At 46.3% G+C, this 19,635-nt stretch carries 20 protein-coding genes; 3 read left to right on the top strand and 17 right to left on the bottom strand.

Annotation, left to right across the window (positions count from 1 at the left end; all coding sequences use genetic code 11):
• Positions 1-85: 85 nt before the first annotated feature.
• The 4 genes from E5358_RS03805 to E5358_RS03790 form a co-directional block, all read right to left on the bottom strand.
• Positions 86-2,206: a glycoside hydrolase family 127 protein gene (locus E5358_RS03805; RefSeq protein WP_135938955.1), complete on the bottom strand. Its 2,121-nt coding sequence runs from the start codon at positions 2,204-2,206 to the stop codon at positions 86-88.
• A 39-nt stretch (positions 2,207-2,245) separates the two neighbouring features.
• Positions 2,246-2,950: a tRNA (N6-threonylcarbamoyladenosine(37)-N6)-methyltransferase TrmO gene (tsaA, locus tag E5358_RS03800; protein ID WP_422121055.1), complete on the bottom strand. Its 705-nt coding sequence runs from the start codon at positions 2,948-2,950 to the stop codon at positions 2,246-2,248.
• Positions 2,951-2,976: 26 nt separating this feature from the next.
• A complete protein-coding gene (gene galE, locus E5358_RS03795; protein WP_135938953.1) occupies positions 2,977-3,993 on the bottom strand; it encodes a UDP-glucose 4-epimerase GalE in 1,017 nt (338 codons plus the stop codon).
• 378 nt (positions 3,994-4,371) lie between these two features.
• Positions 4,372-4,782 carry a cupin domain-containing protein gene (locus tag E5358_RS03790; RefSeq protein WP_135938952.1) on the bottom strand — a complete coding sequence of 137 codons (411 nt, stop codon included), beginning with the start codon at positions 4,780-4,782 and terminating at the stop codon, positions 4,372-4,374.
• Between the two features lie 275 nt (positions 4,783-5,057).
• On the opposite strand from E5358_RS03790, the gene E5358_RS03785 reads away from it, so the two are divergent.
• Together E5358_RS03785 and E5358_RS03780 are read left to right on the top strand one after the other, a co-directional pair.
• On the top strand, positions 5,058-5,444 hold the full coding sequence (locus E5358_RS03785; protein ID WP_135938951.1) for a winged helix-turn-helix transcriptional regulator: 387 nt from the start codon (positions 5,058-5,060) through the stop codon (positions 5,442-5,444).
• Between the two features lie 54 nt (positions 5,445-5,498).
• Positions 5,499-6,767, top strand: coding sequence for a nucleoside hydrolase-like domain-containing protein (locus E5358_RS03780; protein ID WP_135938950.1), 1,269 nt, complete (start codon positions 5,499-5,501; stop codon positions 6,765-6,767).
• Between the two features lie 448 nt (positions 6,768-7,215).
• Here the strand turns inward: E5358_RS03780 and E5358_RS03775 are convergent, their stop codons facing one another.
• Genes E5358_RS03775 through E5358_RS03760 form a run of 4 tightly spaced genes read right to left on the bottom strand, consistent with a single transcriptional unit; the run spans position 7,216 to position 10,854 of the window.
• Positions 7,216-8,526, bottom strand: coding sequence for a TolC family protein (locus E5358_RS03775; protein ID WP_135938949.1), 1,311 nt, complete (start codon positions 8,524-8,526; stop codon positions 7,216-7,218).
• 8 nt (positions 8,527-8,534) lie between these two features.
• Complete coding sequence (locus E5358_RS03770) at positions 8,535-8,981, bottom strand: efflux RND transporter permease subunit (RefSeq protein WP_135938948.1); 447 nt, start codon at positions 8,979-8,981, stop codon at positions 8,535-8,537.
• Positions 8,978-9,799 (bottom strand): efflux RND transporter permease subunit, encoded by an 822-nt coding sequence (locus E5358_RS03765; RefSeq protein ID WP_277821151.1) that lies wholly within the window; start codon positions 9,797-9,799, stop codon positions 8,978-8,980. The genes E5358_RS03770 and E5358_RS03765 overlap by 4 nt, the downstream gene beginning before the upstream one ends.
• Positions 9,799-10,854 carry an efflux RND transporter periplasmic adaptor subunit gene (locus E5358_RS03760; protein ID WP_168354572.1) on the bottom strand — a complete coding sequence of 352 codons (1,056 nt, stop codon included), beginning with the start codon at positions 10,852-10,854 and terminating at the stop codon, positions 9,799-9,801. The genes E5358_RS03765 and E5358_RS03760 overlap by 1 nt, the downstream gene beginning before the upstream one ends.
• 156 nt (positions 10,855-11,010) lie before the next feature.
• Here E5358_RS03760 and E5358_RS03755 point away from each other — a divergent pair, with 156 nt between their 5' ends.
• Positions 11,011-11,916 (top strand): helix-turn-helix domain-containing protein, encoded by a 906-nt coding sequence (locus tag E5358_RS03755; RefSeq protein ID WP_135938945.1) that lies wholly within the window; start codon positions 11,011-11,013, stop codon positions 11,914-11,916.
• Positions 11,917-12,224: 308 nt separating this feature from the next.
• On the opposite strand, the gene E5358_RS03750 is transcribed toward E5358_RS03755, so the two are convergent.
• From E5358_RS03750 to atpD, 9 genes are all read right to left on the bottom strand, one after another.
• Complete coding sequence (locus E5358_RS03750; protein ID WP_135938944.1) at positions 12,225-13,193, bottom strand: F0F1 ATP synthase subunit gamma; 969 nt, start codon at positions 13,191-13,193, stop codon at positions 12,225-12,227.
• Between the two features lie 47 nt (positions 13,194-13,240).
• Complete coding sequence (gene atpA, locus E5358_RS03745; protein WP_135938943.1) at positions 13,241-14,824, bottom strand: F0F1 ATP synthase subunit alpha; 1,584 nt, start codon at positions 14,822-14,824, stop codon at positions 13,241-13,243.
• 1 nt (position 14,825) lies between these two features.
• A complete protein-coding gene (locus tag E5358_RS03740) occupies positions 14,826-15,359 on the bottom strand; it encodes a F0F1 ATP synthase subunit delta (protein ID WP_135938942.1) in 534 nt (177 codons plus the stop codon).
• A gap of 9 nt (positions 15,360-15,368) precedes the next feature.
• Complete coding sequence (gene atpF, locus E5358_RS03735; protein WP_135938941.1) at positions 15,369-15,887, bottom strand: F0F1 ATP synthase subunit B; 519 nt, start codon at positions 15,885-15,887, stop codon at positions 15,369-15,371.
• Positions 15,888-15,911: 24 nt separating this feature from the next.
• Positions 15,912-16,145 carry an ATP synthase F0 subunit C gene (gene atpE / locus E5358_RS03730; protein ID WP_135938940.1) on the bottom strand — a complete coding sequence of 78 codons (234 nt, stop codon included), beginning with the start codon at positions 16,143-16,145 and terminating at the stop codon, positions 15,912-15,914.
• Between the two features lie 158 nt (positions 16,146-16,303).
• Positions 16,304-17,344 (bottom strand): F0F1 ATP synthase subunit A, encoded by a 1,041-nt coding sequence (gene atpB / locus E5358_RS03725; protein WP_135938939.1) that lies wholly within the window; start codon positions 17,342-17,344, stop codon positions 16,304-16,306.
• 3 nt (positions 17,345-17,347) lie between these two features.
• Entirely contained in the window at positions 17,348-17,752 is a 405-nt protein-coding gene (locus E5358_RS03720) for a hypothetical protein (RefSeq protein WP_422121054.1), read from the bottom strand.
• 69 nt (positions 17,753-17,821) lie between these two features.
• Positions 17,822-18,061 (bottom strand): ATP synthase F1 subunit epsilon, encoded by a 240-nt coding sequence (atpC, locus tag E5358_RS03715; RefSeq protein WP_135938938.1) that lies wholly within the window; start codon positions 18,059-18,061, stop codon positions 17,822-17,824.
• A gap of 12 nt (positions 18,062-18,073) precedes the next feature.
• On the bottom strand, positions 18,074-19,582 hold the full coding sequence (atpD, locus tag E5358_RS03710) for a F0F1 ATP synthase subunit beta (RefSeq protein ID WP_135938937.1): 1,509 nt from the start codon (positions 19,580-19,582) through the stop codon (positions 18,074-18,076).
• Positions 19,583-19,635: the final 53 nt, after the last annotated feature.

Raw genomic sequence — 19,635 nt, 5'->3', positions numbered from 1 at the left:
TGTTTTCGCAAATCAATTTTGTTTGGCTATAAATACTCAGCAAGTGGGGCTTTCTACCCACTTGCTGAGTATTTTAACATATGTATCAGCGTGCCAACGGCATGAAGATTGTGAAATCCTGCAATCCACGGTTGCCATACGCATAGTGAGGAATCAGTCGTACCTTAATGTCACGCTCCTTTCTGCTCACCTCGCGGTAGAGTGTGCCGTTCCAATCCGGTTCTTCAACGTATTTTGCCATACCCTCAAGTGCCTTCATCTTTGAGTCGGCTATCTCCACATCGACCACGGAGAACTTGATATTCATCGGCAGAACGATGTTGTCAATGTCAACACTTGACACACTCGGTGTCTTTCCGGAACCCGGTTTCATGTTCTGATTGCCGTCGATGTCAATCTCTTCAAGGCAGTAAACCAACGGTCCGCGCTTAACAGCGACCTCACCGCGAGACTCCTCGACAAGCGGATTGCTCTCAATGAGCTTCGCCCTCATCTCCATGTCAAGGACAATCTTGTCACCCTTCTTCCACTTACGGTTAAGTGCTATGTAGGAATTAGGAGCGACGTTAACCTGCTGCGCCTCACCATTGACAGTCACGGTGGCATTGTCACACCATCCCGGTATGCGCAGATTGACTGTGTTCAGGCAGTTCTTGCCGACAGCGTCGATGGTCAGTTCTATGCGTCCGTCAAACGGATAATCTGTTTTCTGTGAAACTTTCAATGCTTTCTTGCCAAGAACTGTCTCTAAAGCGTTCTCACCATAAAGCTGCACAAACAAGGCATCAGAGCCTACTGTGTAAGCATACTCCTGTGCCTCGCAGACAGTACGCAGTGTGTTCGGAGGGCAGCAGAAGCAGGAAATCAGTTTCTGACGCTCACGGCTCCAACGCAACTGGTAAGGGAGCTTCTTTGAAAGGCGCATCGGATTGGTGTACAGATACTTAGTACCGTCCAAAGATATACCTGTAAGCACGGAGTTGTACAAGCAAGTCTCAACAATGTCAGCATACTTTGCGTCGCCTGTTGTCTGGAGCATACGCCAGTTGAAGAGCATGTTTCCGATGTTCGCACAAGTCTCGTTGTGAGCCGTTGACTGCGGCAACTGATACGGTCTGCCGAACGCCTGATGCACCTGCTGCCAGTTTGCCGGCTTATAGTCCGTGCCATCAGGGGACACACCGTTGTACAATGCGCCACAACCGCCTGTGATATACATCTTCCTGTTTATCTGGTCATCCCATATTGAGGTGAGGTTTTTCATCAGCTGTGCCTCGCCTGTAAGGGAATAAAGGTCTGCCACACCTGCATAAAGATAGTTGGCACGGACTGCATGGCCGATAGCTGTGTACTGCTCACGGAATGCCTCACGATCCTGATTGTCGTCCGTTCCGTCAGGCTGGCTGCCACGGATGTCTATGAGTGTCTGTGCAAGGTCAAGGTACTGCTTGTCACCGATCTCACGGTACAGTTCCGCAACCGCCATATAATGGCTCGGACAAACGGCGCACTTTGCAAGCTCGTCAGGATTTGTCTTGGCGAAATTGATAAGGAAATCCGCAGCCTTGAGTGCCACATTGTAGAAATTTGTCTTGCCTGTCGCACGCTTATGGACAAGGGCGGCATTGATAAGGTGACCGATATTATAAGTCTCAAAATTAAGTTTGTTGCCGAGAGCACCGTCAGCACCGGTTCCCTGTGCCGTACCCACGACAGTGTTGTCCTTAGCTTCCTTGCGCTTCTTCTTGGCATTAAGTTCCGCGATGTTCACCTGAGTATGGATGTATCCGTCCTCACGCTGCGATGCGGCGACAAGGGCAATGAACTCGTCCATTATCTTGTCAAGTCCCGAATCCTTGGTGACAGCATATACTGCTGCCATTGATTCACACCATTTGTACATGTCTCCGTCATGGAAAGCAGGACCGTGGTGCTCACCTTCTATCTTTCCTGACGCTACAAGGAAATTGTTCCAGCCTTTTCCCTGCTTGCTTTTCCATGTCTCGAACATGGAAGGAATAGAGTTCTTGTGGAATATGTCAAAACGTTCTTTCCAAAAGCCTCCAGTCCAATGTGTGGCACCCAAAGGAGTGTTCACCATTACTGAATGTGAGGCGTTGTGCATGTCTACAAGTCCACCCTGCTGTGCCATCATCGGGATGGACAGAGCTGTGGTAAGAGTTAATGTGGTCAGTATTTTTTTCATTATGGTAATTAGTTTGGCGTCACAAATGATTATGACGACTCAGATTATGTCTGTTATTTCTACTTTATTATCGCAGATTCGGAAACGGATGTCCTTTCCTCTGAAAGGCATTCCATAAATGCGTGGCGAATCCTTATGGTAATGCGGGCGCGGGTCTTGGCTCAACGCCCCGGAAATCGCTTTTATGTCTGCTTCGGAGAAGCCTTGCTGCAACTCCTTTGGGAAGACAACCGCAAGTGGCTGCCACTCCGCAGCATCGACGAAACCGGAACGTGCGCCGGGATAGGCGTCGGCATAAGTAATATATGGCTTCACATCATATATCGGGGTGCCGTCCATAAGGTCGGCACCGAGGACAACCAAGCGTCCCTTCTTTGCTTCTTTCAGTCGCACACATGACAGCCCGAGACCGTTGGGACGGAAAGGTGAACGTGAAGCAAACACTCCGACACGCTCGTTTCCACCAAGACGCGGAGGACGCACTGACAGATGTACAGTATCGTCCCTCCCGTCATCAAATGCTGTTTCTTGTATAGAATTCCCACTGCTTCCGGGATTACCGCTGAAACCCCATATCAGCCATACATAGTCAAAGTTCTCTATGCCACGGACGGCAACAGGATTGTCGTATGGCTTGCAGAAGACTATTTCTCCCTCAACCTCCGGGACAACACCGCTTTGACGTGGAATACCGAACTTTGACGTGAATGGAGAGTGGAAATATGCTATCGGATGAATCTCCATTATTTCCTACAGAATGTGTCTGTACACTATCCCTCGTAACCTCTCGGATTGTTCTTCTGGAAGTTCCAAGAGTCACGGCACATGTCCTCTATGCCATACTGCGCTTCCCAGCCCAACTCCGCCTTTGCCTTTGCAGGATTGCAGTAGCAGGTGGCGATGTCTCCCGGGCGGCGTGGCTTTATGGCATAAGGAACTTTAAGTCCGTTGGCGTCCTCAAATGCTTTCACAACGTCAAGCACAGAATAGCCGTGTCCTGTACCAAGATTGTAAATGGCAAGCCCGCACTTCCTTTCTATTGCGGAAAGTGCAGCGACATGACCGGCGGCAAGGTCACAAACGTGGATGTAGTCCCTGACACCCGTGCCGTCCGGTGTGTCATAATCATTGCCGAACACACCAAGTTCCTCGCGCATACCTATAGCGGTCTGCGTGATGTAAGGCATAAGGTTGTTTGGTATACCGTTCGGATTCTCGCCTATCAATCCTGACTTATGTGCGCCTATAGGATTGAAATAGCGCAGCAGGACAACATTCCATTCATTATCAGCCTTTTGCACATCAATCAGGACTTCCTCAAGCATGGACTTTGTCTGCCCGTAAGGATTTGTGCAATGTCCCTTCGGGCATTCCTCTGTTATCGGAATGATGGCAGGGTCGCCATAGACAGTAGCTGAAGAAGAGAATATGATATTCTTGCAGCCATGCTGACGCATCACATCCATGAGTACAAACGTGGCGTTCATGTTGTTTTCATAATATTCCAAAGGCTTCGCCACAGACTCACCGACAGCCTTCAGACCGGCAAAATGGATGACAGCATCAAACTTGTTCTCATCAAAAACCCTCGTCATTCCCTTGCGGTCACGGCAGTCAACATTGTAAAAAGGAATTTCCTTCCCTATGATTTTTGTCACACGGCGAAGGGCTTCCTCGTTTGAATTCACCAAGTTGTCTACAACAACGACATCATGACCGGCTTTGTCCAATTCTACAATAGTGTGGGTTCCTATGAACCCGGCACCACCACACAAAAGAATTCTCATCTGTTCCTAAATTATAATTAGTTTATGCATATATATGTTTATGCAAAGATAAGAAAATACTCGCACAATATACAGTCACAAACAATATAATTACAAAAAATTAAGATTTTTTGGTTTATAAGAGAAAGCTGCTTTGCGGAGCCAATCCATTGTATCCATAAAGCACAAAACGAGCTTTCAAATGCAAAGGACAGACACATCCATCTACAACATCAGATAGACGACTGATTACCAAGTACTTACCTCCATATATCACAAATAAAAGAATATAACAATCCAAAAGGCAACCTTTTACCTGACGAAGTGTAACGTTTTACCACACAAATGGTTACCTTTCGCAATGCAAAAGGTAACCATTTGAAATCACAATCATAAAGGTTACAAAAGGTCCTCATGCTCAGTCACTTCTGCATCAGTCATCGTATAGCCTTCCAGACTGCCTTCCTTTGCCTGGATGCAGATGTAGGTCATCGGCTCTTCAGAAGTGCATTTCAGGTTGCGGTCGCAACCGGTAGCGACACGTACAACGGAACCTTCAGCAATGTCAAACACCTCATCATTGACCTGAAACTTACCTTTTCCGGAAAGGATGATGTAATTCTCCTCGTTTGCCTTGTGTCTGTGGAAGAATGGGACAGAAGTACCCGTCGGCAATGTTCCGAACGAGATTTCGCACGAAGTGGCATCGGTCGCTTCCTTGACAAAATCCTTTCCCTCATAGCCTTTAAGTGTTCCTACAGATGCATGGGCATACTTTGCGCCCTTGTTCAAAATTTCAATACTGCTCATAATGTTGCTTTTTATATGGTTAAACGATTATTCCGAAAGTAAGATTTTTCTGTTTTGCAGGTGCAAAGTTAATACATTACTCACTCATACACAAGAACTTACTTTCCTGAAACATAGTTACCTTTTCCTCACTTGTGTTGTTTTTGAGGCTTTTAACGATACGTTAAAATACATTAAAACGCACCGTAAGCATCACTCTGTCAGTTTTTTTCACTAACTTTGCTTAGGTATATGCCATCACAATAACTATAAGTCCACTCAATTACCTGCCAAACATGCAGAAGAACAGAAACAATAACTCTATCATCGAAATATGCCCGATTCGCAACATCGTGGCGCGACTCGGCACAAAATGGGCATTGCTTGTCATCGTGATATTAAGCGAGCAGGAAGCGATACGCTTCAGCGAAATGTGCAAACTTATTCCCGACATTTCCTCAAAAGTCCTGTCCGAAACCCTAAAGACATTGGAAGCCGATGGTCTGGTGACACGGAAGGTTTATCCGACCGTGCCTCCGAAAGTAGAATACAGTCTGACGGACATCGGTCATTCTCTTGTGCCTATAATTCAAGAGCTGACAGAATGGGCACTGAAAAACATGGAAGCTATCATGAATAACCGTGAAAAGTTTGAAAAGACAGGAAAGCACGAGGATAAATAAATCCATACAACGACATATAATTGCTAACTAATGACATAAAACAACAACCGAATTATGAAAACAAGACTCTTTATTCTGCTTCTTGCAATCGCACCTTGCTGCTTTGCTTTTGCACAGAACCAGAAGCCGCGCATACTCGTCAGCACCGACATTGGTGGCACTGACCCTGACGACAACCAGTCGATGCTGCATCTGCTCATGTACAGTGACCTTTTCGACATAGAGGGACTTGTCTCTTCACCGTCCTTCGGCAATGGCTCGAAAAGAGAGATTCTGAGGATGATAGACATTTATGAGAAGGATTTCCCTGTACTCAAATCGCATTGCAAAGAGTTGAAAACACCGGAAGAACTGCGCCCGTTCTGCAAGCAAGGCCGCCACGGACTTGCACCGTTTGCGGGTTATGACAAGCCGACAGAAGGCTCGGAATGGATTGTACGCTGCGCCCGCAAGAAAGACAACCGACCGCTGTATGTACTTGTGTGGGGCTCCCTCGAAGATGTTGCGCAGGCTCTGCACGATGCACCGGACATTGTCAAAAAGATTCGCGTGTATTACATAGGCGGCCCTAACAAGAAATGGGGCGTGAACAGCTATGCCTATATCGCGGAGAACTTCCCCAATCTATGGATGATAGAGAATAACGCTTCCTATCGAGGACTGATTTCTGACACGAAGGACAGCTGCAGATACCATGCAGGATATTACGAAGCCTGCATGAAAGGAGCAGGACACATCGGTGCGGACTTTATCAATTATTACAAAGGGGTTGTGAAAATGGGCGACACGCCGTCACTGCTCTATATGATGAACGGCAATCCCGACAGCCCGGAAGGTGATTCTTGGGGCGGAAGTTTTGAAAAGACCAACTACTCATCGCGCAGAATAATTAACCCTGAAAAAGAGCCAACGGCTGCCGTACCGGTGTATTCCGTGGTGGAATTCAGATTCAAAGGCAAGAGGCTGAATCTCCCTAAATATTCTCCGTGCTTTAATCTTTTTATAGACAAGCAGAACTGGCAGGGATATTACATGGGCAAAGGCGAGTACTGTGTCCGTTATTCCCCAAAACAGACAGCTACCCTCAACTATGAGATAACCTGTGACAACGCTGCCTTCAAACCTATCAGAGGAACTCTCACAGTGGACAACCAATGGCCCGGAGCACCATCGCCGACCGATTACAAGCTCGGGACATCATGGTGGACAGACTGCACATCCCCTTCCCTTTTTGAGGGCAAATGGCAAGGTGCTGCCACCGTAAGCAAGTATCGCCGGCAAGTCCTTGACGATTGGGCAATGCGTCTCGGGTGGCTGAAATAACCACAATTTCCTTTTACCCAAACCGGTCATTAGAGTCCATGGCTATCCACAACAGATCAGCAACATATTTATCAATGGTTCTGAGCTAAGACTTGACCTTGTTTTCGCGCTTACGAGATTCAACCGTATCGAGGATTCCATTTTTCGTAAACTCTTCTAAGCACATCTTGCTTGTACATCAAGTAAAGGGGGGGGGCAACAGTCGAATACCTGAAGAATCGCTCATATATTTACAGACGATTTTTTGGGATGGCATTTACGAAATCAGGAAAATTTTGACTTGCCTCCACCGCTGTTTCTCCTTATATCTTGATACCACATTGAACTAAAAAAACAGTCGTTGGAAGCCAACTTTTATTGCACAGTGGCTTCCAACAACTGTTTTCATTTTTTATACGGTAATTATCATAAAGTTCTGCATTACCAAGCATACAGACACCAGCAACCCTCATTCCATCAATCCCGCAACACGCTGATAGTCTGTTTCGTAGATTTTGTATTGCGTCCTTGCCTCTATACTGTTGGAACGTGCGGAATGCCATTGCGACTGAGCCTCCAGCAAGTCGGTGAGTGTGCACATTCCGACTTCATAACGGTCGGTCATCACTCTCAAAACCTCTTCCGCTTCACGTTCGCCGGCTTCCGCAGTGGCTATCAATGATTCGGAAGAGTGCAGATTATTGTATGCATTCTGCAATTCTATCAACATCAGGCGGTTGTTCTTTTCCAAGTCAAGACGGGCATCTTCAACAGCAAGTTTCTGCTTTTGCACCTTCCTATGACCTTCTCCCCGGTTCCATATAGGAACGGACAATGACAGCATCAGCGAGAAAGAATCATCATTGTAACGTTCCGAAAAAGGAGTCATCCTGCCTGTTCCGTCATCAGCAAACCCTTTAATCTTAAGGTTGCCGAAGTAGGAATAGCCGGCAGACAATGCCAAAGTCGGCAGATAGTCGGCACACGCCAGCTTCACCTGTTCCTGCGAAATGTCTGTCTGTTTCTGCAAAAGCCTGTATTCCGGACGGTTGGAAATCAGGTCTTTTCCGACAGAACAGTGTGCTGAACCATCAATAGTTATTATGGTGTCTGTAGGAACAATCTGCGTTGAGAAATCCGCACCGACAACATTGCACAGGTTCATACGGCACATTTCCAAACCATTGTTTACCTTTTCAAGCTGATAATTGAAATCACTCCGCTTGGCTTCCACACGCAACAGGTCTGCGGAAATCGCCATTTCCGCATCAACGGAGTTTCTTACCTGATTGTAAATAGAGCTGATATATTCAAGCATAGACTCCAGCATCCGCTTTTTCTCCATTACAGCAATATATGTCCAATAGGCATTGTCCGCATCGGCAATCACATTGGCGCGGGTCACTTTCAGCTGTTCGTGCGATGCCTCAACACCAAGTTTTGCGAGCTTTATGCCGGACATGATTTTCCCTCCTACATAAATCGGCTGCGTGAGATTAAGCCTGGCTGTCCATGTGCCTTTCATGGACAGTGTCATTCCATCGAAATCCATGTCCGGTGCCATGTACATCCCCATGGCAGAGCCTGTGAGTTGCGGCAATAATGAGTTGCGTGCGACTTTATGGTCGAGCACCGCCTGCAAAGTGTTGTTGGAAGAGATTTTCATGTCTTCACTGTGACCCAGCGCCATGCTCCTGCATTCTTTCAGGGACAGCACAAGAGGTTGGGCGTGGCAAATAGCAGCCAGCAAAAGTGAGGCTATAATAATATGTGTCTTCATTTTCTGTCTTATTTTGTGTCTTTTACCAAGATTACATAAAGCAACGGAAGGAGCAGCAATGTCACAAGTGTGCCGACAAACAGTCCGCTCATGATTGTGATTGCCAATGAACTGTACATAGGGTCAGGAATCAGCGGTGCCATACCCACAATGGTTGTGAACGAGGCAAGGAACACCGGACGCACACGCGACACAGTGGCTTCAATGGCAGCCTGTCGCACTGTGCAGTGATTCTCTCGCACAAGACGGTCGGCCTCATCCACAAGCACTATGGTGTTCTTGGTCATCATACCCATCAGTCCCATTAATCCTATTATTGCCATGAATGTCAGTGGCGTGGAAGTCAGGAAAAGAGCCGGAGCCACTCCAACCATCAGGAACGGAATGCACAGGAGGATTATGATGACTTTGTTCCACTTTCCGAACAACAGTAGCAACACTCCAAGCATAATCATGCATTGCGCTGAGGAGTGGTATAGCTCCGTTCCACCTTAGCCACATCAGAGAGTTGGACACGGCTTCCGTCAAGTGTCGGAATGTAAATGTTGCGGATGTCGTCAACCGTGCACACCATTGTGTCAACCCTGACAGCCAATTTGGATAACCCGGCATTCACTTTGCCGGCATCTACCTGATTGCATACATCCTGCAATGCCATCATTATCTGAGTAGGAAGAAGACCGTTTGCCGCTATCTTGCTCTTGTCAAGCACTATGTTCACCGTCTCTTCCCTATCACCATAGATGCTTACACGCTTTATGCCCTTCACTCCAAGAAGCTCACGGCGTATCAGTTTGGCATAATCATAGAGTTCCGCAGATGTATAGCCGTCACCTTGCAATGAATAGAAGATACCAAATATATCCATCTGGTCATCAAGCACAAGTGATGCCACACAACCGGGAGGCAACGACTGTTGAAGGTCATTGACACGCCGGCGTAGAATGTCGAAATGTTGCTCTATTTCGTCCATCAGCACAGTCTCTTCAAACTCAATCGTGAACATCGCCTGTCCCTGCTGGCAGTCGGTCATAACTTTCCGCACATCCGGAAGGGTGCGCAGCGATTCTTCCACCTGTTGCGCCACCTGCAACTCCATTTCATGCACAGAAGCTCCGGGACGGGCTACCACGACAACGGCCTGTTTGACAGGCACAACTGGGTCTTCCAACTTTGGCATACGTATGAAACTCAGAATTCCGGCAATGACTATGGCAGCCATAAACGACCACATCAATGTAGGCCGTTCCACAAGGTACTTGATAATTTTCATCACAACAGCCCTCCGGGATTGGTTAATGATTTCTGTTGAAGCACTCTCACCTTCTCGCCGTTGTGGAGCTGGTTCACACCCGCCTTGACTATTGTCTCCGAACCATTCAGCCCTTTGAGCACACGGACACGCCCGTCAATCACTGTGCCTGTATCTATTGGTTTCCTAACGATAGTCGAATCCTGCCGCAAGACCCACACTCCGGGCTGTGAGCCTTCATACACGATGGCACTCTCGGGCACAGTCATCTCCGACAAGCTGTCTCCATCACCAGATACAGAGAACCTCACCTCCACATTTATTCCGGACGACTCTTTCAATGACTTGTCAGAAGGCAAAGCCAAAAGCATGGTATATTGCTGTGCACTTCCGGCCTTCGGTATGACATTGAGCTTAGTCAGCGGATATTCCTTACCACCGACAACAGCCTTGAACCCGGTCAGATTGTCACGTTGCTGATAAATTTTATAAGGTAGTCCGACCTCAACCTCCATTCGCTCCACATCAATCAGTGTCACCACCGAAGAACCGGCACTGACCATTTCCCCTATGTGCGAATCGACCTGCTGCACATATCCGCTTGCAGGAGAATGAAGGCTTGTGTACCGGAGCTGGTTCTTCTTCGCCTGCAGATCGGCAGCCGCCTGCTCCAATCCCGCAACGGCTTTCTCATACTCATTCTTCGACACAGAATTACGTTCGTAGAGGGTTTTGATGCGTGCCACCTCACTTTTCATCTGTGAATACTGCGCCTGAGATGCATCCAACGCTATCCGGTAGTCAGCAGCGTCAAGTGTAGCAACAAGCTGCCCTTTCCGGACATAATCACCCTCTTTGACATCCAAACGGATGATTTGCCCTGATGTCTTGAACGATAACTGCACCGTCTGTCCCTCCTTTATTGTACCTGGCAAAGATACCTCGCCTCCGTCACTTGCCACGGAACTTTCAGGACACGTAACCATCACTGTGTGCATAGATGTTTTGTCTGCGGTGCGCCGGCATGAGCATAGTCCCATGAGCACCGCCAATGCAATGTAAAATGTTTTCTTCATGTACATACTAAAAACATATTAAATAATTTCGGCTGCAAATTTCTTAAAAATCAATGAAACACCGTGGTCCTTTTAGGACTATTAATTATCCTAAAGGACGAATTTGTTTGAAATCTGATATATTTTAACTAAATTTGCAGCATAAAATTGTCCAATATGAAAAACAAACCTCTCATCCTGTCTAACTTTGACAACATCTCCCGAATCTATGGAGTGCACCACATTGGCGACGAGTTTTTAATGATTGACAATCTCTGTGACCATTCCATTCCGGCAGAGGTTGACTCGTTCTTTATCAAGTGTCCGATAAGGATTACTTGCAATACTGTATATTTCTGTGTGCAGGGAACATTTACGGTCAGAATCAACCTCCGTGAATATCTGATAAGCAAAAACGAGACACTTACAATATTGCCCGGAGCAATCATGGAAATAATCGATTTGTCCGATGACGTCCGCATGGCTGTCATATCGTTCTCCAACGAGTATTTTGCACCGATAGAACACATTGAGGCTTCAATGAACATTAATAAAAGAATCTCCGTCAATCCCAAGATTACTCTTACAGAATCTTTGATGAACGAATGCATTGATGTCTACCTGAAGATGAAGGAAAAATTAAAACAGGCGGACAACCCTTTCCGCAAGTTCGCTATCAAGGCCTATTCCTATGTGCTATGCGCCATTGCATTGGAGGAACTTGTCAGGAAACCAATAGAGAAGATAAGCAACACTGACCGCCCAATGAGCCTTTACGACCGCTTCATAGAACTCGTGCAACAGAACTTCCGAAAACACCGTACCATACAATATTATGCCAAGGAACTGAACATCAGTTCCAAATACTTCTCCATGCTGATAAAGAAAGTGAGTGGAAAGAATGCAGGGGAATGGATTGACGAATATGTATTGCTTGAAGCAAAAGTGCTGCTGAGAAGCCGCCGCTATACTATACAACAGGTGAGCGACATGCTTTCATTCCCCAATCAGAGTTTCTTTGCAAAATATTTCAAAGTGCACATCGGCTGCACACCTACCCAATACCAGATTTCATGCAGCTAAGCTCATTAAAGTACTGATTGCCACACCATAAATACAAACCAGCACCTTTATAGACCGGCTATAAAGGTGCTGTTAATTTCTGAAATATTGTCTACTTAGTCAACACTTCAAAATCCCATTTCAGCGAAACGTTGCAACCAAACACCGGCTCGCTATTGCACTCGCTTTCCGGTCAGCCCTCAGGACATCGTTTGCCGTTCAACCAAGATAATGTTCTTTTTATAATCAAACGGCACCACGCATCAAGTGTGGTGCCGTTTGAATGAATATAAACCATCGAAATGGATTTTTCAGAATAATACTCAGAACTAATTCTGCGAGCCACCTGCAAGGTCAAGCAATTCATTTGTAATAGCCTGCTGGCGCGATTTATTGTACTGAAGGTTGAGCACCCGCAGCAATTCGTCCGCATTGTCTGTTGCTGTCTGCATAGCCACCATGCGGGCAGCATGCTCGGAAGCATTGCTGTCAAGGAGCGCAGTATACATCTGCAATTTGAGATACTGAGGAATAAGTTTGCTGAGAACGGTATAGAGGTCTGGCTCCACAAGGAAATTATCATTGAGAGGCGCAACCTCCTCATTAGCCTTTGCAGCCTCCTCACGGGCACGCCGTGCAAGATATTCCTGCGTTTCCTTTGTGGCTATCTGCGTTTTCAGGTCACGCACCTTATCCTCATTAAAATCCACTTCCGTGATGTCAATAGGGAGATAAGTCTTGCGCTTCAGAATCTGCGAACCGGCACTCTTGAAATGGTGGTAGATGAGTTCCACTTTGTCAATCTCGCCATTGCGGAATTTCACTGCAACATCTTTAACTATATCCACACATCCGTCGACACATGGATGGTCGCAAAGATTATTGAAGTCACCTGCCACAATCAATCCTGACTTGATAGCCTTTTCCGCTATTTTCCGACCTACAGGATAAACAACAATATTCTCTAAACCGAGTTCCCGATAGTCCTCAACAGCTTTCTGCACCGCCTTGATGATGTTGGCATTGAATCCGCCGCACAGCGAACTGTTGCTGCTGAACGCTACAATTGCGACTCTCTTCACCGGTCGTTCTTCCGAATAAATGTTCCGGGCATCTATCTCACTGGCAAGGAAAGTCTTGAGAATATGCTCCAGCATCCCTTCGTATGGGAGCATATTCTCTATCATCACCTGAGCATGGTGGAGTTTTGAACTTGCCACCATCTTCATGGCACTCGTGATTTTACGGGTGCTGTTGATAGATGCTATTCGGTCTTTTATTTCTTTCAATGAAGCCATACGCTTTCAAATTAAGAATTATACATCAGGAAAATCAATGCCTGATTCTATTTGAAAGAGCCGGCAACATCTGCCATAACCTTCTCTATAGTATCAGTTGCTTTGTCATCAATATTTCCTGCACCAAGGAAATCTATGACATCCTGATGTTGTGTACGCATTACTTCAAGGAACTGGTCCTGACATTCACGGATACGCTCTACCGGAACCGTTGACATTAGACCGTGTGTACCGCAATAGAGTATGGCAACCTGCTCACCGACAGGCATCGGACTGTACTGTGCCTGAATAAGAAGCTGATTGTTCTTGCGTCCACGATCCAAAGTCATGGCTGTAACGGCGTCCATATCACTTGAGAACTTGGAGAAAGCCTCAAGCTCACGATACTGAGCCTGGTCAATCTTCAATGTACCTGCAACCTTCTTCATTGACTTTATCTGCGCCGAACCACCGACACGAGATACAGAGATACCGACATTGATAGCCGGGCGGAAGCCTTGGTTGAAGAGGTCTGACTCCAGATAAATCTGACCGTCAGTGATTGAAATCACATTGGTTGGAATATATGCCGACACGTCACCTGCCTGTGTCTCAATGATAGGAAGAGCCGTGAGTGAGCCACCGCCTTTCACTTTTCCCTTCAGACATGCCGGAAGGTCGTTCATCTGCTCTGCCACTTCCTGCTGCTCATTGATTTTCGCAGCACGCTCAAGAAGACGGGAGTGGAGGTAGAAGACATCGCCAGGATATGCCTCACGTCCTGACGGACGGCGAAGGATGAGCGATACTTCACGGTAAGCGACAGCCTGCTTTGACAGGTCATCGTACACCACAAGTGCATGTTCGCCACGGTCACGGAAATATTCTCCGATGGCAGCACCTGCAAAAGGCGCATAGTACTGCATGGCAGCAGGGTCAGAGGCTGTAGCGGCAACGATGATTGTATATGGCATAGCGCCTCTTTCTTTGAGATTCTGCACGAGAGCTGCCACTGTTGAAGCCTTCTGTCCTATCGCAACATATATACAATATACCGGTTTGCCCGCCTCATAGAAAGACTTCTGATTAATGATGGTATCTATCGCAATGGCAGTCTTGCCTGTCTGACGGTCACCAATGATAAGCTCGCGCTGACCACGTCCGATAGGAATCATTGAGTCAACAGCCTTTATACCGGTCTGCAAAGGCTGCTTTACCGGCTGACGGTAAATAACGCCCGGAGCTTTGCGGTCAAGAGGCATCTCATACGAATCTGTAAGGTCTATGTCACCCAGTCCATCAATAGCTTCGCCGATAGGATTGATGACACGACCAAGCATATTGTCGTTTACACGAATGGAAGCGATGCGTTTTGTACGCTTGACCTTCATTCCCTCCTTGATACCGCTCGTCGAACCGAGAAGAACGCAACCAACATTGTTTTCCTCCAGGTTCATCACGATAGCCATCGTACCATTCTCAAACTCAAGAAGCTCATTTGCCTCTGCATTATTGAGTCCATAGATACGTGCAACACCGTCGTTGACGGTAAGCACAGTACCCACTTCATCAAAATTATGCTCAGCTCCGATACTGTTGAGTTGCTGAAGCAAAATTTCAGATACTTCGCTTGGTTTTATCTTGTCCATTATTTTACTTTAATTGTTTTAGAATGCCCTGAAGCTGTGACTTCACACTGGCATCCATACGGTAAGTGTCATACTCGAGAATGAAACCGCCGATGATATCAGGGTTTGTCTCGGTAAGAAACTCTACTTTGCCATCAGTTCTCTGCTCAACCATTTGTCGAACTTTATGTTCTGTGGCTGTACTGACAGCAGTGGCAGTGATGAGACGTCCGTGAATGATATTCTTCTGCTTGCGGTATAGAGTGATGTATGACTGAGCAATAAGTTGCATCACCGTCTCCCTGCCCTCTTGCAAAACGAGTTTGAGAAAGCGCATTGTCAATTCTGCCGGTTTCGTACCACAAGCAGCCTTGAGCAGACTTTCCTTCTTCTCCTTCTGGAGCATCGGATTGTCAATGGTGTGGCGCAACTGAGGCACATCCATATACGCATTAGCCAAAGTCACCATGTCGTTGTAGACATCCTCGTCACAGCCCGTCTGCACGGCACTCTTATAAAGGGCACGCGCATAGCGAATTGAAATAACGCCTAAATCCATACTCTATTTTTATTTAGCATCAGAAGAAACATCATCCAGCAACTTGTCAACATAAGCCATCTGACTCTTGTCGTCAGAAAGCTTCTGGCGCAGTATTTTCTCGGCAATGCCCACACTGAGGACAGCAACCTGCTGACGGATGTCAGCGATGGCATTCTTCTTCTCTGTCTCAATCTGAGCCTTTGCCTCGGCAATAATGCGCGCGCTTTCCTCACGTGCCTTGACTTCCGCCTGAGCAATCATATTGTCACGAGTAGCCTGAGCCTCCTTCACAATCTGTGACTGGCGCTCCCTTGCCTCAAGCAATATCTTTTCGCTCTCTGCCTGAATGTTTGCCAATTTCTCGTTTGCTTCATGAGCTTTCTTCAGACTCTCATCAATGTATGCCTTGCGCTCCTCTACCATATTGACTATGGCAGGGAAACCTTTCTTGGCAAGCACGAAGAAGACAACAAGAAATGCCAGCAACATCCAAAACAGCAGCCCAAGGTCCGGTGTGAGTATAGCAGGCAAATTACTTAAATCCATTCTCCTCTATTTGAATTTCTGTCTTTATTTGATAAGGAATGCACAGGCTGCGATAGCAAAAAGAGCACAGCCCTCAACGAAAGCAGCAGTAAGAATCATGTTTGTCTGAATCTTGCTTGTTGCCTCCGGCTGGCGTGCAATAGCGTCCATTGCGCTTCCGCCAATCTTACCAATACCAAGACCTGCACCAATTGTTGCTATACCTGCACCAAGACCACAGCCCATAGCTGCAATACCTTCTACTAATAATGAAATCATAGTTTTGACTTTTAAGTTATTAATTGTTTATCTATTATCTGTTTTATGCAACTTGCATCTATAGGAGTTCGTTGCTTTTTGTGTTTTCACATGAGAATTTGTTAATTTGTCAATATTGTCAGGAATGTCAATACGGTCCTTATTATGACAAGTATTCACTATGCCTCATGATGTTCTACATGAGCGAGCCCTATGAACACAGCAGAGAGAAGCGTGAACACATAAGCCTGAACAAATGCAACAAGAATTTCGAGACAGTTCATGAACAACAGCATTAAAGCACTGAACAAATTCAATCCAAGTCCATAAGCTGCTCCCATTGACCAACCAAGAAATATCACACAAGTGAATGAAAGAATCACAGCATGCCCCGCCATCATATTTGCAAAAAGACGAATCATCAAAGCAAACGGCTTTGTAAAGACTCCGAACATTTCTATCGGAATCATCAACAGCTTCAATGGTCCCGGCACTTCCGGCCAAAATATTTCTTTCCAGTAGTGAGCATTTGCAAAGATATTTATCACCAACATTGTGCACAATGCCAAAAACATTGTTACATTTATGTTGCCGGTGACATTGGCGCCACCCGGGAATATAGGTATAAGTCCTATAAGGTTTGTAGTAAAGATAAAATAGAAAACCGTAAGGAGATACGGAGCATACGGCTTGTAATGTTTCTCGCCAATACAGCTCTTGCACAAGTCATCATGAATTGTCATTGTAAGCATTTCCACAGCCCCGACAAAGCCTCGTGGTGCCTCGCTTCTGCAATCCCGCTTTTTGTACCACTTCGCACAACCGAGGAAAACAGTGAGCAGTATGGCTACGACAATCCATATCTGGGCAACAGATTTTGTAATGCTCAAATCAATCGGGCGCACAGTTGTGCCGTCAGCCAGCTTTTCATAAATCTTGCCATGGCTCTCAGGATTGAAAAAATAGTTTTCCGGAAGACTATGAGCTGTACAGAATGTCCATTCACCTGTTTGTTCGCTTCTCACAATTATCGGCAATGGGATGCTCAAATGCTTTCCCTCATAAGAAGCGATGTGCCATTCATAAGCATCGGCAAGATGCTCAAGCACAATTTCCGGAATATTCAAGCCTTCCTCTTTCTGCCCACCACCGTTTGCCTTCATAGGCAGCACGGACAGAAGCAGAAAAGCAAAAAGCAGTATTGACTTGATACGTTTCATTTTTCACTTTTTATTATTAATATGTGCAAAGAACATTGAGTGATGTGCAAGAGACGCGAAATAGAACACCATGAAGACTATCACATACTTGTCCATATTGTCACGCCCGACTGCAATGTAACATCCCAAAAGGGTCACAAGAGCAATAAGCATCCTGAAACCAGAGACCGCAGTAAAGAATGTTGTCAAAGAGTCAGGACTTGATATTGCGACTTTCTTCCAAATGAAAGAAATCACAATCCCAACGACCAACATGAATACCAAACTGACTGTCAATGGCATCATTATATCCCCAACAACATCTAATGCCATCAGAGCTTCTGCTATCAGGCAGAGTACAATTGCAATGCCCAAGAGTTGTGCAATGTATCTTTTGAATGCCTTTTCTACATTTTTTTTATCCATCACTTTGCTTTCATTCTTGCTTGTCTTCAACAAAAAAAGAACATTCTATGCAGAAATCTTCACAGCACCACTCTAAATCTCAACGCAGATATCCACTTGGTTCTTCTTCACCTCGACAAAGCCTCCTTCCACGGCAACTGAATGTTCGCCGTCAGCAGTGGCATATCTGATTTCACCCTTATCCAAGGATGAAATCAGAGGGGCATGATTCTCAAGAATCTCAAACTGTCCCATTGTTCCCGGCACAACAATTCTGTCTGCAGCGCCGGCATACACTACCTTTTCCGGAGATACGATATTAAGAGTAATCATAACCGAGATATTTTATTCCTGTGCCTGAGCGAGCAGTTTCTTGCCCTTCTCTATCGCCTGTTCTATAGTACCGACATTAAGGAACGCCTGCTCCGGAAGGTCGTCAAGTTCACCGTCAAGAATCATGTTGAATCCCTTTATTGTGTCCTCAATGGAAACCATCTCGCCCTTCACGCCTGTAAACTGTTCTGCAACAGTGAATGGCTGTGAGAGGAAACGCTGCACACGGCGTGCACGGTTTACTGTCAGCTTATCCTCATCAGACAACTCATCCATACCAAGAATGGCAATGATGTCCTGTAGTTCCTTATAACGCTGAAGAATCTGCTTCACACGCTGGGCGCAATCATAATGTGCCTTGCCAACAACCAACGGATCAAGGATTCGTGATGTAGAGCCCAATGGGTCTACGGCAGGATATATACCAAGCTGCGCAATGCTACGTGAAAGTTCTGTCGTGGCATCAAGGTGGGTAAATGTTGTGGCAGGTGCAGGGTCAGTCAAGTCATCAGCAGGGACATACACCGCCTGTACTGATGTAATAGAGCCTGTCTTTGTAGATGTGATACGCTCCTGCATAGAGCCCATTTCGGATGCCAATGTCGGTTGGTAGCCCACAGCTGACGGCATACGTCCGAGAAGAGCTGAAACCTCAGAGCCTGCCTGTGTGAAACGGAAGATATTATCAATAAAGAACAAGATGTCACCACCTTGGTCACGGAATTCCTCTGCCACGGTAAGACCTGACAAAGCCACGGAAGCACGTGCTCCCGGTGGTTCGTTCATCTGACCATAGACGAGTGTCGCCTGTGATTTCTTGAGTTCTTCAGGGTCAACGAGAGACAAGTCCCATTTGCCTTCAGCCATTGCCTCTTTGAACTTATCACCATATTTTATTACACCGGACTCAATCATCTCTCGTATAAGGTCGTTACCCTCACGAGTACGCTCGCCTACACCTGCAAAGACAGAGAAACCGTTATGTCCTTTGGCAATATTGTTGATAAGCTCCATAATAAGCACAGTCTTACCTACACCGGCACCACCAAAAAGACCGATTTTTCCGCCTTTAAGGTAAGGTTCGAGAAGGTCAATCACCTTAATGCCCGTTGCAAGCATCTCTTTTGAGGTTGAAAGTTCCTCAAACTTTGGAGCCTCGCGGTGAATAGGGTAAGCCCCTTCCTGTGAAAGGCTCTTCATGCCGTCGATAGGAGCACCAATAACATTCAGCATTCTTCCCTTAATCTGCTCACCGGCAGGCATGACGATAGGCGAACCTGTCGGCACAGCCTCAAGACCGCGCTGAAGACCATCAGTATTATCCATGGCAACAGTACGTACAGTATCCTCACCAATATGCTGCTGCACCTCAATAATCAAGTCCGAGCCATCAGGACGCTTCACTTTCAAAGCGTCATGAATCTTTGGCAACACTTTCTCCGGGTCCTGCCCTTTAGTGTCAAAGTACACATCAATAACAGGACCGATAATTTGGGAGATGTGTCCATTAATCTGTGACATAAATTAATGTTTTAGTTATTGTTTTTATTATTTATTCTCGCCTTACGCACTCT

This window comes from Palleniella muris (assembly GCF_004792655.1).
Taxonomy (GTDB): Bacteria; Bacteroidota; Bacteroidia; order Bacteroidales; family Bacteroidaceae; genus Prevotella; species Prevotella muris_A.
Note: the sequence above shows the minus strand (reverse complement) of the source record. Positions and strands in the feature narration are given on the sequence as shown.

Excerpts from the sequence above, each read along its gene's own strand:
- E5358_RS03805 (WP_135938955.1), bottom strand. The coding sequence starts at position 2,206 with ATGAAAAAAATACTGACCACATTAACTCTTACCACAGCTCTGTCCATC.
- tsaA (WP_422121055.1), bottom strand. The coding sequence starts at position 2,950 with ATGGAGATTCATCCGATAGCATATTTCCACTCTCCATTCACGTCAAAG.
- galE (WP_135938953.1), bottom strand. The coding sequence starts at position 3,993 with ATGAGAATTCTTTTGTGTGGTGGTGCCGGGTTCATAGGAACCCACACT.
- E5358_RS03790 (WP_135938952.1), bottom strand. The coding sequence starts at position 4,782 with ATGAGCAGTATTGAAATTTTGAACAAGGGCGCAAAGTATGCCCATGCA.
- E5358_RS03785 (WP_135938951.1), top strand. The coding sequence starts at position 5,058 with ATGCAGAAGAACAGAAACAATAACTCTATCATCGAAATATGCCCGATT.
- E5358_RS03780 (WP_135938950.1), top strand. The coding sequence starts at position 5,499 with ATGAAAACAAGACTCTTTATTCTGCTTCTTGCAATCGCACCTTGCTGC.
- E5358_RS03775 (WP_135938949.1), bottom strand. The coding sequence starts at position 8,526 with ATGAAGACACATATTATTATAGCCTCACTTTTGCTGGCTGCTATTTGC.
- E5358_RS03770 (WP_135938948.1), bottom strand. The coding sequence starts at position 8,981 with ATGATTATGCTTGGAGTGTTGCTACTGTTGTTCGGAAAGTGGAACAAA.
- E5358_RS03765 (WP_277821151.1), bottom strand. The coding sequence starts at position 9,799 with ATGAAAATTATCAAGTACCTTGTGGAACGGCCTACATTGATGTGGTCG.
- E5358_RS03760 (WP_168354572.1), bottom strand. The coding sequence starts at position 10,854 with ATGAAGAAAACATTTTACATTGCATTGGCGGTGCTCATGGGACTATGC.
- E5358_RS03755 (WP_135938945.1), top strand. The coding sequence starts at position 11,011 with ATGAAAAACAAACCTCTCATCCTGTCTAACTTTGACAACATCTCCCGA.
- E5358_RS03750 (WP_135938944.1), bottom strand. The coding sequence starts at position 13,193 with ATGGCTTCATTGAAAGAAATAAAAGACCGAATAGCATCTATCAACAGC.
- E5358_RS03740 (WP_135938942.1), bottom strand. The coding sequence starts at position 15,359 with ATGGATTTAGGCGTTATTTCAATTCGCTATGCGCGTGCCCTTTATAAG.
- atpF (WP_135938941.1), bottom strand. The coding sequence starts at position 15,887 with ATGGATTTAAGTAATTTGCCTGCTATACTCACACCGGACCTTGGGCTG.
- atpE (WP_135938940.1), bottom strand. The coding sequence starts at position 16,145 with ATGATTTCATTATTAGTAGAAGGTATTGCAGCTATGGGCTGTGGTCTT.
- atpB (WP_135938939.1), bottom strand. The coding sequence starts at position 17,344 with ATGAAACGTATCAAGTCAATACTGCTTTTTGCTTTTCTGCTTCTGTCC.
- atpC (WP_135938938.1), bottom strand. The coding sequence starts at position 18,061 with ATGATTACTCTTAATATCGTATCTCCGGAAAAGGTAGTGTATGCCGGC.
- atpD (WP_135938937.1), bottom strand. The coding sequence starts at position 19,582 with ATGTCACAGATTAATGGACACATCTCCCAAATTATCGGTCCTGTTATT.